General features: G+C 59.4%; 9 protein-coding genes and 1 pseudogene. 5 read left to right on the top strand and 5 right to left on the bottom strand.

What is annotated here, in order from left to right; genetic code table 11:
* The first annotated feature begins 22 nt into the window (after nt 1-22).
* The gene (locus KUIN1_RS08240) at nt 23-970 is read left to right on the top strand and encodes a bile acid:sodium symporter family protein (RefSeq protein ID WP_011267112.1); all 948 of its coding nucleotides are present in this window, start codon (nt 23-25) and stop codon (nt 968-970) included.
* Between the two features lie 499 nt (nt 971-1,469).
* On the opposite strand, the gene KUIN1_RS08230 is transcribed toward KUIN1_RS08240, so the two are convergent.
* Nucleotides 1,470-3,344: an MFS transporter gene (locus KUIN1_RS08230; protein ID WP_116886407.1), complete on the bottom strand. Its 1,875-nt coding sequence runs from the start codon at nt 3,342-3,344 to the stop codon at nt 1,470-1,472.
* 242 nt (nt 3,345-3,586) lie between these two features.
* Here KUIN1_RS08230 and KUIN1_RS08225 point away from each other — a divergent pair, with 242 nt between their 5' ends.
* Nucleotides 3,587-7,063: a hybrid sensor histidine kinase/response regulator gene (locus tag KUIN1_RS08225; RefSeq protein WP_152091928.1), complete on the top strand. Its 3,477-nt coding sequence runs from the start codon at nt 3,587-3,589 to the stop codon at nt 7,061-7,063.
* Between the two features lie 69 nt (nt 7,064-7,132).
* On the opposite strand, the gene KUIN1_RS08220 is transcribed toward KUIN1_RS08225, so the two are convergent.
* Nucleotides 7,133-8,071: an aspartyl/asparaginyl beta-hydroxylase domain-containing protein gene (locus tag KUIN1_RS08220; RefSeq protein WP_003407254.1), complete on the bottom strand. Its 939-nt coding sequence runs from the start codon at nt 8,069-8,071 to the stop codon at nt 7,133-7,135.
* Between the two features lie 175 nt (nt 8,072-8,246).
* On the bottom strand, nt 8,247-9,221 hold the full coding sequence (cysK, locus tag KUIN1_RS08215; protein ID WP_024639950.1) for a cysteine synthase A: 975 nt from the start codon (nt 9,219-9,221) through the stop codon (nt 8,247-8,249).
* A 126-nt stretch (nt 9,222-9,347) separates the two neighbouring features.
* Between cysK and KUIN1_RS08210 the strand changes: the two genes are divergently transcribed.
* A complete protein-coding gene (locus KUIN1_RS08210; RefSeq protein WP_003407252.1) occupies nt 9,348-10,415 on the top strand; it encodes a DUF748 domain-containing protein in 1,068 nt (355 codons plus the stop codon).
* Here the strand turns inward: KUIN1_RS08210 and KUIN1_RS08205 are convergent.
* Together KUIN1_RS08205 and KUIN1_RS08200 are read right to left on the bottom strand one after the other, a co-directional pair.
* Nucleotides 10,412-10,900, bottom strand: a complete 489-nt coding sequence (locus KUIN1_RS08205; protein WP_024639948.1) for a DUF2442 domain-containing protein — start codon at nt 10,898-10,900, stop codon at nt 10,412-10,414. The genes KUIN1_RS08210 and KUIN1_RS08205 overlap by 4 nt on opposite strands.
* Nucleotides 10,897-11,123 (bottom strand): annotated as a pseudogene (locus tag KUIN1_RS08200) (DUF4160 domain-containing protein). The gene KUIN1_RS08205 and the pseudogene KUIN1_RS08200 overlap by 4 nt, the downstream one beginning before the upstream one ends.
* A 207-nt stretch (nt 11,124-11,330) precedes the next feature.
* Between KUIN1_RS08200 and KUIN1_RS08195 the strand changes: the two are divergent.
* Nucleotides 11,331-12,176: an AAA family ATPase gene (locus tag KUIN1_RS08195; protein WP_003407249.1), complete on the top strand. Its 846-nt coding sequence runs from the start codon at nt 11,331-11,333 to the stop codon at nt 12,174-12,176.
* A 39-nt stretch (nt 12,177-12,215) separates the two neighbouring features.
* Nucleotides 12,216-13,394 carry a vWA domain-containing protein gene (locus tag KUIN1_RS08190; protein ID WP_003407247.1) on the top strand — a complete coding sequence of 393 codons (1,179 nt, stop codon included), beginning with the start codon at nt 12,216-12,218 and terminating at the stop codon, nt 13,392-13,394.
* Nucleotides 13,395-13,416 lie beyond the last annotated feature (22 nt).

Here is a 13,416-nt window from a genome sequence, read left to right as displayed (position 1 = left end):
ATTCAACAATAAGGAACAGGCCATGCGTGCGTTGGCAGCCTTGAGTCGTTTTGTCGGCAACACGTTTGCCTACTGGGTTTTGCTGTTCGCCATTCTGGCATTTCTGTTTCCGCAGGCATTCATTGGCCTTAAGAGCTGGATCGTGCCGCTGCTGGGGCTGGTCATGTTCGGCATGGGCCTGACCCTGAAACTCGAAGACTTCTCTGAAGTGGCGCGTAACCCGTGGCGAGTGGCGCTGGGTGTGATCGCGCACTTTGTGATCATGCCCGGTGTGGCCTGGTTGCTGTGCCAGGTGTTTCAACTGCCGCCGGAGATCGCCGTGGGTGTGATTCTGGTCGGCTGCTGTCCGAGCGGCACTTCATCCAACGTCATGGCCTGGCTGGCAAAGGGTGATCTGGCGCTGGCGGTGGCAATCGCTGCGGTCACTACCCTGCTCGCCCCGCTGCTGACCCCGACCTTGATCTGGTTCCTGGCGTCGGCGTGGCTGCCGGTGTCCTTTCTGGATATGTTCTGGTCGATCCTGCAACTGGTCATGCTGCCGATTGTGTTGGGCGTGATTGCCCAGCGTCTGTTGGGCGCGCGGGTCAGCTATGCGGTCGATGTGCTGCCGCTGGTGTCGGTGGTCAGTATTGTGATGATCGTCTGCGCGGTGGTCGCCGCCAGTCAGGCGAAAATCGCTGAATCCGGCCTGCTGATCATGGCGGTGGTGATTCTGCATAACACGTTCGGTTTTCTGCTGGGTTATTTCACTGGCAAGGTTTTCAAGCTGCCATTGGCGCAACGCAAGTCGCTGGCGCTGGAGGTCGGTATGCAGAACTCGGGGCTGGGCGCTGCGCTGGCCAGTGCACATTTTTCGCCGCTGGCGGCGGTGCCAAGTGCGCTGTTCAGTGTCTGGCACAATATTTCCGGGGCGTTGCTGTCGACGTATTTCAGGAAGATGCCGGAGGAAGAGAATACGTCCGTCCGTTGATGCCAGTTGACTATCGTTCCTCACGCTCCAGTGAACTGCCCCCAAAAAGTTGGACGGTTGACTATCGTTCCCATGCTCCGCGTGGGAATGCAGTTCGTGACGCTCTGCGTCACACGGCGGTTCTGCGGTGTCAGGTGGATCGGGGTTCGGCTCAGGTCACCTTTTCGCCCCTCGGCGACTTACTTTGATGGGGCCAAAGTAAGCAAACCCCCTGGCTCCGTTTCCGGCCCGACTTCGTCGGGTTCCTTCGCCCTGTCACTGATCCGGGGGTCGCCGCAACGCGCCATCCATGGCACGGTGCGGCTTGCCTGGCGTCCTGCCAGGCTACCCCCGGATCAGCGCCAGGACTCAGCCGTCACTAACGTCGCACTCTGCGTCGCCTGTGCCATCGTGGTTGAAAAGCGCTTCAGAGCAATTTGGCTAAATACACGGCTCGGGAACTGATGACTATCGTGCCAATGCGGAGTGATTGGCACGTCAGTCGTACGGAGCGCCGGCGCTACTGCACTTTTCCTCTCAGCGCTTTCACTTCTTCACGTACGTCCACGGGGGTTGCCACGTCCGCTGCGATGGGCGAACCGGCCACCAGCACGACGCGAGACCACAGGCGGCGAAACAGGGTCTTGCTCGGGTCGCGGCTGAAGAAGCTGCCCCACAGGCCTTGCAGTGCCAGTGGAATGACCGGTACTGGCGTTTCCTGGATGATGCGGCTCATGCCGTTCTTGAAGCCGTTGATTTCGCCGTCGGTGGTCAGTTTGCCTTCCGGGAAGATGCACACCAGTTCGCCTTCCGCGAGGTAGTGGGCGATGCGCTTGAACGATGTTTCGTAGATGTCCATGTCTTCGTTACGCCCGGCAATGGGGATGGTCCCGGCGGTGCGAAAGATGAAGTTAAGCACAGGCAGCTGGTAGATCTTGTAGTACATGACAAAGCGGATCGGACGCCGCACCGCACCGGCAATCAGCAATGCATCGACAAAGGACACATGGTTGCAGACCAGCAGCGCCGCGCCTTCGTCCGGAATCCGGTCCAGATTGCGGTGTTCGACGCGGTACATGGAATGGCCAAGCAGCCAGATCATGAAGCGCATGGTGAACTCGGGGACGATCTTGAAGATGTAGATATTGACCGCGATGTTCATCACCGACACGGCCAGAAACAGCTGCGGAATCGACAGCTTGGCAACGCTCAGCAGCAGGATCGAGACAATCGCCGAGACCACCATGAACAGCGCGTTGAGAATGTTGTTGGCGGCAATGACGCGCGAGCGCTCTTTCAGCGGCGTGCGCGACTGGATCAAGGCGTACAGCGGCACGATATAAAAGCCACCGAATACGCCGATACCCAGAATATCGAACAGCACCAGCCAGCCCTGCCCGGAGGACAGCACCGCCAGCCAGTCGTTGGCCTGCACGTTCTGCGGGAAACCGCCCGAATGCCACCACAGCAGCAGGCCAAAAATTGTCAGGCCCATCGAGCCGAACGGCACCAGCCCGATCTCGACCTTATGCCCGGACAAGCGCTCACAGAGCAACGAGCCCAGCGCGATGCCGATGGAGAATACGGCCAGAATCAGCGTAACGACCGTTTCGTCGCCGTACATCCATTCCTTGGCATAGGCCGGGATCTGCGTCAGGTAGATAGCGCCCACAAACCAGAACCACGAGTTGCCGACAATCGAGCGCGAAACCGCGGGCGTTTGCCCCAGCCCCATGCGCAAGGTCGCCCACGACTGGGTGAAGATGTTCCAGTTGAGCTTCATCTCCGGCGAGGCAGCCTCGGCGCGCGGGATACCGAAGCTGGCCAGAAACCCCAGGCAGGCGACCAGCACGATGGCAGCCGCCACCACCCAGGCGTATTGCGAAGAAGACATCATCACACCCGCGCTGATGGTGCCGGCCAGGATCGCCAGAAAGGTGCCCATCTCGACCAGCGCGTTGCCGCCGACCAGTTCGCTCTCGCGCAGGTGCTGGGGCAGGATCGAATATTTGACCGGCCCGAACAGCGCCGAATGCGTCCCCATGGCGAACAGCGCGGCCAGCATCAACTCCAGATGATTGAACAGAAAGCCTGCGGCGCCGACCACCATGATGACGATCTCGCCGAACTTGATGATGCGGATCAACTTGTCCTTGGGGTATTTCTCGCCGAACTGCCCGGCCAGCGCCGAGAACAGAAAGAACGGCAGGATGAACAGCAATGCGCATAGATTGACGTAGATCGAGCGATCCCCATCGATGCTGAGCTTGTAAAGAATGGCAAGGATCAATGACTGCTTGAAGACATTGTCATTGAATGCCCCGAGAGACTGCGTGATGAAAAACGGCAGGAAACGGCGTTTCCCGAGCAGGCTGAATTGTGACTGTTGGCTCATCGTCCGTGGTCCTGAGAGGCTGGGGAGAACTGACGCAGCGGCCAATCCGAGGCACATTGAAGACGTAACGCCGCCGAATGTCGATAGGACATTTTCTTTTACAAAACCTGTGTCGCTTTTTTTATCACTTCGGGCTTTGTCGGGGCGGCTGCGACACCGCGCCACGCTCGACCTTGGTCGACAAAGACGAAGCGCGGCCATCGTGCGAGACTGCGCGTTATCGATACGGTGTGGAATTTGATATGTCGCTGTCCAGCGGGCTGATTGCGGCCGTTGCCCTTACCTATATGGCCATCATGTTCGCCATCGCCTTCTACGGCGACCGCTACAGCGCATCCCTGCGCCCGACCATGCGTGCCTGGGTCTACAGCCTGTCGCTGGCGGTGTACTGCACCAGCTGGACGTTTTTCGGCGCAGTGGGTCAGGCCGCCGAGCAATTATGGTCGTTTCTGCCGATTTATCTGGGGCCCATCGTGCTGATGGTGCTGGCACCCTGGGTGCTGCAAAAAATGGTGCTGATCAGCAAGCAGGAAAACATCACCTCGATCGCCGACTTCATCGCGGCGCGCTATGGCAAGTCCCAGTCCCTGGCGGTGATGGTGGCGCTGATCTGCCTGATCGGCATGCTGCCGTACATCGCGTTGCAGCTCAAAGGCATCGTGCTGGGGGTGAATATCCTGATCGGTGCCGTGGCCGATTCCACCGGCACCCGCGCTCAGGACACTGCGCTGGTGGTGTCGCTGATTCTCGCGCTGTTCACCATCGTCTTCGGCGCACGCAATCTGGATGTCACCGAACACCATCGCGGCATGGTGCTGGCCATTGCCTTCGAGGCGCTGGTCAAGCTGTTTGCGTTCATGGCAGTCGGCGTGTTCGTCACGTTCGGCCTGTATGACGGATTCGACGACCTGTTCAATCAGGCCAAACTCGCGCCACGCCTTGAGGAATACTGGAAAGACACGATCAACTGGCCGTCGATGTTCGTGCAGACCGGCGTGGCGATGATGGCGATTGTCTGTCTGCCCCGCCAGTTCCACGTGACGGTGGTCGAGAACATCGAGCCTCAGGACCTGAATCTCGCCAAATGGGTGTTCCCGGCCTATCTGGCGCTGGCCGCGCTGTTCGTGGTGCCGATTGCACTGGCCGGACAAATGCTCCTGCCCGGCTCCATGCTGCCCGACTCGTTCGTGATCAGCCTGCCGCTGGCGCACGCTCACCCGTCACTCGCGTTGCTGGCCTTCATCGGCGGAGCATCGGCGGCAACCGGCATGGTGATCGTCGCCTGCGTGGCGCTGTCGACGATGATTTCCAACGACATGCTGCTGCCGTGGCTGTTAAGACGCAAAAACACCGAGCGGCCGTTCGAAGCGTTTCGTCACTGGATGCTTTCTGTCAGACGCATCAGCATCGTGATGATTCTCCTGCTGGCCTATGTCAGCTACCGGATGCTCGGGTCGACGGCGAGTCTGGCGACCATCGGCCAGATCGCCTTTGCCGCGATCACCCAGCTGGCTCCCGCCATGTTCGGTGCGCTGTACTGGAAGCAGGCCAATCGGCGTGGCGTCTTCGCAGGGCTGGCGGCCGGTATCTTCATCTGGTTCTACACCCTCGTGCTGCCAGTGGCGGCGCATGGCATGGGCTGGTCGCTGAGCACTTTCCCGCTGCTTTCCTGGCTGCACAGCAACCCGTTCGACCTGCCTATCTCGCCGATGACCCAGGGCGTGGTGCTGTCGATGGCCGGCAACTGCACGCTGTTCGCCTGGGTGTCGATGTTGTCGCGCACGCGAGTGGCCGAGCACTGGCAGGCGGGTCGTTTCATCGGTCAGGAAACCCAGGGGCGCGACTTCAGCCGCCCGCTGCTTGCGGTGCAGATCGAGGACCTGCTCAGCCTGTCGGCACGCTTCGTCGGTGAAGACCGCGCGCGGCAGAGTTTCATCCGTTTCGCCCAAAGGCAGGGCAAGGGTTTCAACCCCAGCCTGAATGCCGACGGTGAGTGGATCGCGCATACCGAGCGACTGCTGGCCGGCGTGCTCGGCACCTCCTCGACCCGCGCGGTGGTCAAGGCCGCTATCGAAGGTCGCGACATGCAGCTGGAAGACGTTGTACGCATCGCCGACGAAGCCTCGGAAGTCCTGCAGTTCAACCGCGCGCTGCTGCAGGGTGCCATCGAAAACATTACCCAGGGCATCAGCGTGGTCGACCAGTCCCTGCGGCTGGTGGCCTGGAATCGCCGTTACCTTGAGCTGTTCAATTACCCCGAAGGCCTGATCGGCGTTGGCCGGCCGATTGCCGACATCATCCGCTACAACGCCGAACGCGGGCTCTGCGGACCGGGCGAGGCAGAAGTTCACGTTGCGCGCCGTCTGCACTGGATGCGCCAGGGCCGCGCTCACACCTCGGAGCGGTTGTTTCCCAATGGCCAGGTGATCGAGCTGATTGGTAACCCTATGCCCGGCGGCGGGTTCGTCATGAGTTTCACCGACATCACCGAGTTCCGCGCTGCCGAACACGCCCTCAAAGGCGTCAATGAAAGCCTTGAGCAGCGGGTAGCCGCACGTACCCACGAATTGTCCCAGCTCAACCAGGCGCTCACCGAAGCCAAGGGCACCGCTGAAGCCGCCAACGAATCGAAAACCCGCTTCCTGGCTGCGGTGAGTCATGACCTGATGCAGCCGTTGAACGCTGCACGGCTGTTCTCCGCTGCGCTGTCACATCAGCAGGAAGGGATTTCCAGCGAAGCCCAGCAATTGGTTCGGCACCTGGACAGCTCGCTGCGCTCTGCCGAAGACCTGATCAGCGACCTGCTGGATATTTCCCGCATCGAAAACGGCAAGATCACCCCGGACCGCCAGCCGTTTCCGCTCAGCGCGCTGTTTGACACCCTCGGTGCCGAATTCAAGGCGCTGGCTCAGGAGCAGGGCCTGAGTTTTCGTGTGAGGGGCAGTTCACTGCGCGTCGACAGCGATATCAAGCTGTTGCGCCGGGTGCTGCAGAACTTTTTGACCAACGCGTTCCGCTATGCCAAAGGCCCCATTCTGCTGGGTGTCAGGCGCTACGGTGAGAGCCTGAGTCTGGAAGTCTGGGACCGGGGGCCGGGCATTCCCGAGGACAAGCGCAAGGTGATCTTCGAAGAATTCAAACGCCTCGACAGCCACAAGACTCACGCGGCCAAGGGGCTGGGTCTGGGGTTGGCGATTGCCGATGGTTTGTGCCGCATTCTCGAGCATCCTTTGCAGGTGCGCTCATGGACCGGCAAAGGCAGCGTGTTCAGCGTCCGGGTACCGCTGGCCGCGCCCCAGGCGGCACTCCCCGCTACGCTGCCCGATGTCAGCCGCCCCGCGCTGAACGGCACACAGGTGCTGTGTGTCGACAACGAAGACAGCATCCTGATCGGTATGCACAGTCTGCTGTCACGCTGGGGCTGTCAGGTCTGGACCGCGCGCAATCGCCAGGAATGCGAAGCGCTGTTGAACAATGGCGTTCGACCGCAGATTGCCCTGGTGGATTACCACCTGGATGAAGGCGAAACCGGTACTGAACTCATGGTCTGGCTACGCACCCGACTGGGTCAACCGGTGCCGGGCGTGCTTATCAGTGCCGATGGGCGGGCAGAGTTGATCGCTCAGGTGCATGCGGCGGGACTCGATTATCTGCCCAAGCCGGTCAAGCCTGCAGCGCTGCGCGCACTGTTGAGCCGGCATGTGAGTCTGGACGGGTAACGGAATGCCGGTTGTTCGCAGAGGCCACGAACAACCGGATCAGAGCGGAATAACAGGAAAGACTGTCGCTTAACCAAACAACCAGTAGCCCAGCAGCGTCAGTACAGCCACTGCCAGAACAGGGCGCAGTACGCGGTAAGCCTTGGGGTTGGCGCGCTTGAACTGCTTGACCTTGCCACTGAAGCCGTCGCTGAAACGCTTGCTGAATGCATACGCCTGGTTGATTCCGCCGACGCGCTCGTCGTCAAGGTTCTGCGGAGCGGTGGCGCGGCCCAGAAACGCGCTGACGCTGCGGTTGATACGGGTCATGAAGCGGTTGGTCAGCGGACGCTCGATGTCACAGAACAGAATCACACGAGTCTGGTCGGTCTCGTTCTTGACCCAGTGAACGTAGGTCTCATCGAACATGACGTCCTGACCGTCACGCCAGGCGTATTCCTTGCCATCGACGAAGATCCGGCAGTCATCGGAGTTGGGCGTGGACAGGCCCAGGTGATAACGCAGCGAGCCGGCAAACGGATCGCGGTGCGGATTGAGGTGACTGCCACCCGGCAACAGCGCGAACATCGCGCCCTTGACGTTGGGAATGCTGTTGACCAGTTCGACTGTTTTCGGGCACAGCGCCTCGGCAGACGGCAAGGCCTTGTCGTACCACTTCAGGTAAAAGCGCTTCCAGCCCTTCTTGAAGAACGAGCCGAAACCGGCGTCGTTGTTTTTCTCCGCCGCACGAATATAGCCTTCGTCGAACAGGTGCATGGCTTCGTCGCGAATGGTTTCCCAGTTGTCCTTGAGGACGTCCAGTTCAGGGAATTTGCTGCGGTCCAGATACGGCTCGGACGGCACGCGGGAAAACAGGTACATCAGTGCGTTGTACGGTGCGAACAATGCAGAATGGTTGACGAACTGCCGCAACAGAGGCAATCGGGCCCGACCGCGCAAATGAACGTACAGCGTGCTGCCCAGAAACAGCATCAGGATCGATGCCTTGGCAACAAATGAAAGGGTCATGAAGCTCTCCTTGAAGCGGGCAGATAACGCCAAACGTCACGCGGGCAGTGCTGATGCATGATTCTGAATAATGACTGGAGCGCCGGGCGGACAGCGCTGATCGTCCGGCGAGTCGTAAGCTGGCCATCATAAACCCTTGCGTTGCCCGCATGAAGTGCGCGCTTGCGAAGATGTGTTACTGGGAAAGCTCCTGATCGGTAAACAGATCGCTGAACAGCATGCTCGACAGGTAACGTTCGCCGGAGTCCGGCAGCACCACCACGATCGTCTTGCCCTGCATCTCCGGCTTTTCAGCCAGACGGACGGCAGCCGCCATTGCCGCGCCGCAGGAGATACCGCAGAGAATGCCCTCCTCCTGCATCAGACGCCGCGCCATGGCCTTGGACTCTTCATCGGTGACACGCTCCACCCGGTCGACAATCGACAGGTCGAGGTTTTTCGGGATGAAGCCGGCGCCGATGCCCTGAATCTTGTGCGGGCTGGGCGTGATCGTTTCACCGGCCATCGCCTGGGTGATGATCGGCGAACCGTCCGGCTCGACCGCGACCGACAGGATCGGTTTGCCTTCGGTGTGCTTGATATACCGGGAGATACCGGTGATAGTCCCGCCAGTTCCTACGCCTGCCACCAGGACGTCGATGGCACCGTCGGTGTCTGCCCAGATTTCCGGGCCAGTGGTTTTTTCATGGATGGCCGGGTTGGCCGGGTTTTCGAATTGCGCCGGCATGAAATATTTCTCGGGGTTGCCTGCCAGCAGTTCTTCGGCCTTGGCAATCGCGCCTTTCATGCCCTTGGCCGCTTCGGTCAGCACCAGTTCTGCGCCCAGTGCCTTGAGTACCTTGCGACGTTCTATGCTCATGGAAGCGGGCATGGTGAGCATCAGTTTGTAGCCACGGGCAGCGGCAACGAAGGCCAGACCGATGCCGGTGTTGCCCGAGGTTGGCTCGACGATGGTCATGCCCGGCTTGAGCCTGCCGCTGCTTTCGGCGTCCCAGATCATGTTGGCGCCGATACGGCACTTGACGGAATAGCCCGGATTACGCCCTTCGATCTTGGCCAGAATGGTGACACCGCGCGGCGCGATACGGTTGATCTGCACCAACGGCGTATTACCGATGGAATGGGCGTTATCAGCGTAGATACGGCTCATGAGGGTGTCCTTGTGCACATCGGTTAAAGACCCAAAGCCTATGCCGCCAACTCTGGGGCGTCCAGTCTGACCGAACGGATGACGACGCGAGCAGTCAATCCTTCATTGAAACAGGAGACTCATGTCATGAAACGTCGCTACAGCTGGCCGCTATGGACCCTGGCCGCTCTGGTAGTCCTGCTGATCGCTGTCAATATCGCCCTGCCATACCTGGTGCGTGACTATCTGAACGACAAACTGGCCGACATGGGTGACTACCGAGGCGAGATCACCGATGTGGACCTGGCACTGTGGCGAGGGGCGTACCGGATCAAGGGGCTGAAGATCGTCAAGACCGACGGCAAGGTCCCGGTGCCCTTCTTTGACGCGCCGATGATCGAACTGGCAGTCAGCTGGCACTCTCTCTGGTATGACCATGCAGTGGTCGCGAAAGCCCTGTTCACTGGCCCGCAGATCAACTTCGTGGACGGCGGCAGCAAGCAGGACTCGCAGACCGGTCAGGGCACCGACTGGCGTACCCAGATGAACAAGTTGCTGCCTATCACCCTCAACGAATTGCGCATCGACGACGGGCGTATCACGTTCAATAACTTCAACTCCACGCCCAAGGTAAAAATCGAGGCGGATCAGGTCAATGCCAGCATCTATAACCTGACTAACGTGGTCGACGTGGAGGGCAATCGCGATGCCGAGTTCAAGGGCAAGGCGCGCCTGCTGGGCCACGCCGATCTGGAGAGCACAGCCAGATTCGACCCGTTCAGCAACTTTGAAGACTTCGACTTCAAACTGCGCGCCACCGGCATCCAACTCAAGAAACTCAACGACTTTTCGTCGGCCTACGGCAAGTTCGATTTCAACGCCGGCGATGGCGACGTGGTGATTGAAGCGCAGGCCGACAAAGGCCAGCTCAAGGGCTACATAAAGCCGCTGTTGCGCAATGTGGACGTATTCAACTGGCAGCAGGATGTCGAAAACAAGGACAAGGGTGTTTTCCGTTCGATCTGGGAAGCGCTGGTCGGCACCAGCGAAACCGTATTGAAAAACCAGCGGGAAAACCAGTTCGCCACACGCGTCGACCTCAGCGGCAGTGTCCATCAGCAGGACATCAGCGGCTTCCAGGCGTTTCTGCAGATCCTGCGCAATGCGTTCGTGCAGGCATTCAATGCGCGCTATGAGAGCAGCAAGGGTTCCTAGCGTGTTTTTTTGTCTGTGCCGTATACACCCCGCCCTTCGGCGGCCTGTGCCTGTTGCTGCAATGCATCCCAGCCCAGGCAAGCCAGCGCAAGGGTGCGTGGTGTCGGCTCGCGGGAGTTGCTGTAGCGGGTGATGCTGCGCGGGCTCACACCCAATGCTTTTGCGGCCTGGGCCAGGGGCAACCCCGTGCGGGCCCGCCACCCGATGAAAATACGCGTGTTTTCATCGGTGGCCGCTTGAGCCTGAGCGTCAAGGTACAAGGTATCGGCACCGATCTGGATATCCGGCTCTGGCCATTCAACCGTCCAGCCATCATCGCCCACCTGGGCCTGGGCAAAGGCATCGGCAGCGATCAAAGGCCGTAACCCAGGAAAAGTCTGCACATCCGCGCTCATGTCGAGCACGAATTGCTGATCGTCGATGAACGTCAAGGCCAGTCGATATCCGGACTGGGCATGAACCTCCTTGAGCCGTGGGCGTTTCATGGATGCCATCGTTTCCATTCCTCCATCAGTTCGTTACGGCGAATGCGTATCCATTCAAGAGCTTCCCTCAACACAACAGCCGGTGCAGTTCCGCGCATGGGCTCTACAAGCTCAAGGCAAATCAGCACGTCCAGCCCCCAGTCAGGTGAACATGCGGCGGCAGGTGGTCTTTTTCTCTCAGCTGAATCCTGTATTTATCCCTGAATCTGTATTTGGTCGACATGGCACGCATGGTATCGCCAAATTAGCCATACCAGAAGCAGCGTTACAATTTACACCCGGTCACAGCGTGACGCGCCATTCAAGAACTGAATGAGGCGTCTTCGTTCACAGCCAGCGGGCCGCCACGTTATAGTCAGGGCATTGCTTGCCCCTCTTACGGCGTGCGTGCCGACCGGTTACGCGCGCCCATGCGAAAAAGGATGGATCAATGAAGTTCGAAGGTACGCCGGCCTACGTTGCCACTGACGATCTCAAGCTGGCGGTCAACGCGGCCATCACGCTGGAGCGTCCATTGCTGGTCAAGGGCGAGCCCGGCACCGGCAAGACCATGCTCGCCGAGCAACTGGCCGAGTCCTTCGGCGCGAAACTGATTACCTGGCATATCAAGTCCACGACCAAGGCCCATCAGGGCCTGTACGAGTACGATGCGGTGAGCCGTCTGCGCGACTCGCAACTGGGCGTCGACAAGGTCCACGACGTACGCAATTACCTGAAAAAGGGCAAGCTCTGGGAAGCCTTCGAGTCCGAGGAGCGTGTGATTCTGCTGATCGACGAAATCGACAAGGCCGATATCGAGTTCCCCAACGACCTGTTGCAGGAACTCGACAAGATGGAGTTCTACGTTTACGAGATCGATGAAACCATCAAGGCCAAAAAGCGACCGATCATCATCATTACCTCCAACAACGAGAAAGAGCTGCCGGACGCCTTTCTGCGTCGCTGCTTCTTTCACTACATCGCCTTTCCGGATCGGGCCACGCTGCAACGCATCGTCGATGTGCATTACCCGGACATCAAGAAAGACCTGGTGAGCGAAGCGCTGGACGTATTCTTCGATGTGCGCAAAGTGCCGGGGCTGAAGAAGAAGCCCTCCACTTCCGAACTGGTCGACTGGCTGAAGCTGCTGATGGCCGACAACATCGGTGAAGCCGTGCTGCGCGAACGCGATCCGACCAAGGCCATTCCGCCACTGGCCGGCGCGCTGGTCAAGAACGAGCAGGACGTACATCTGCTGGAACGTCTGGCGTTCATGAGCCGTCGCGGCAATCGCTGATCGTGTCTATCCAACCTGCCATGTAAAAGGGCGACAGCCATGCTGCTCAACCTGTTCAACGAAATGCGCGCGGCCAAAGTGCCGGTGTCTCTGCGTGAACTGCTGGACCTGATCAATGCGCTGAAACAGCGGGTCGTGTTCGCCGACATCGATGAGTTCTACTTCTTGGCGCGCACGATTCTGGTCAAGGACGAGCGCCATTTCGACAAGTTCGACCGCGCCTTCGGTGCGTATTTCAACGGCCTGGAAAACCTCGACGAGCATTTGCAGGCGCTGATCCCGGAAGACTGGCTGCGCAAAGAGTTCGAGCGCTCGCTGACGGACGAGGAACGCGCGCAGATCCAGTCGCTGGGCGGCCTCGACAAACTGATCGAGGAGTTCAAGAAACGTCTGGAAGAACAGAAGGAACGCCATGCCGGTGGCAACAAATGGATCGGCACCGGTGGCACCAGCCCGTTCGGTTCGGGTGGCTACAATCCGGAAGGCATCCGCGTCGGCGAGGCCGGCGAGCGCAAAGGCAAGGCCGTCAAAGTCTGGGACCAGCGCGAGTACAAGAATCTGGATGATCAGGTTGAGCTGGGGACGCGCAATATCAAGGTGGCCCTGCGTCGCCTGCGCAAGTTCGCTCGTCAGGGCGCTGCGGATGAACTGGACATCGACAGCACTATCGATCACACCGCACGCGATGCCGGCCTGCTGAACATTCAGATGCGTCCGGAGCGGCGCAACACCATCAAGTTATTACTGCTGTTCGACATCGGCGGCTCGATGGATTCGCACGTCAAGGTCTGTGAAGAACTGTTCTCCGCATGCAAGACCGAATTCAAGCATATGGAGTATTTCTACTTCCATAACTTCATCTATGAATCGGTGTGGAAGAACAACCTGCGCAGAAGCTCGGAGCGGACCGCTACCCAGGACCTGCTGCACAAGTATGGCGAGGACTACAAAGTGATTTTCATCGGCGACGCCTCGATGGCGCCCTATGAAATCACCCAGCCCGGCGGCAGCGTCGAACACTGGAATGAAGAGGCGGGCTATGTATGGATGCAGCGCTTCATGGCCAAATTCAAGAAGATCATCTGGATCAATCCCTACCCGAAAGATGCCTGGGACTACACCACCTCGACGCATATCGTGCGTGATTTGATTGAAGGTCAGATGTATCCGCTGACCCTCAGCGGTCTGGAAGAAGGCATGCGCTACCTGGCGAAATGAAATAAGGCTGCTGCCAATGCTG

It is taken from the genome of Pseudomonas sp. KUIN-1, from assembly GCF_009176725.1.
Taxonomy (GTDB): domain Bacteria; phylum Pseudomonadota; class Gammaproteobacteria; order Pseudomonadales; family Pseudomonadaceae; genus Aquipseudomonas; species Aquipseudomonas fragariae.
Note: the sequence above shows the minus strand (reverse complement) of the source record. Positions and strands in the feature narration are given on the sequence as shown.

Coding starts and splice junctions, on each gene's coding strand:
- KUIN1_RS08240 (WP_011267112.1), top strand. CDS start 23: ATGCGTGCGTTGGCAGCCTTGAGTCGTTTTGTCGGCAACACGTTTGCC.
- KUIN1_RS08230 (WP_116886407.1), bottom strand. CDS start 3,344: ATGAGCCAACAGTCACAATTCAGCCTGCTCGGGAAACGCCGTTTCCTG.
- KUIN1_RS08225 (WP_152091928.1), top strand. CDS start 3,587: ATGTCGCTGTCCAGCGGGCTGATTGCGGCCGTTGCCCTTACCTATATG.
- KUIN1_RS08220 (WP_003407254.1), bottom strand. CDS start 8,071: ATGACCCTTTCATTTGTTGCCAAGGCATCGATCCTGATGCTGTTTCTG.
- cysK (WP_024639950.1), bottom strand. CDS start 9,221: ATGAGCCGTATCTACGCTGATAACGCCCATTCCATCGGTAATACGCCG.
- KUIN1_RS08210 (WP_003407252.1), top strand. CDS start 9,348: ATGAAACGTCGCTACAGCTGGCCGCTATGGACCCTGGCCGCTCTGGTA.
- KUIN1_RS08205 (WP_024639948.1), bottom strand. CDS start 10,900: ATGAAACGCCCACGGCTCAAGGAGGTTCATGCCCAGTCCGGATATCGA.
- KUIN1_RS08195 (WP_003407249.1), top strand. CDS start 11,331: ATGAAGTTCGAAGGTACGCCGGCCTACGTTGCCACTGACGATCTCAAG.
- KUIN1_RS08190 (WP_003407247.1), top strand. CDS start 12,216: ATGCTGCTCAACCTGTTCAACGAAATGCGCGCGGCCAAAGTGCCGGTG.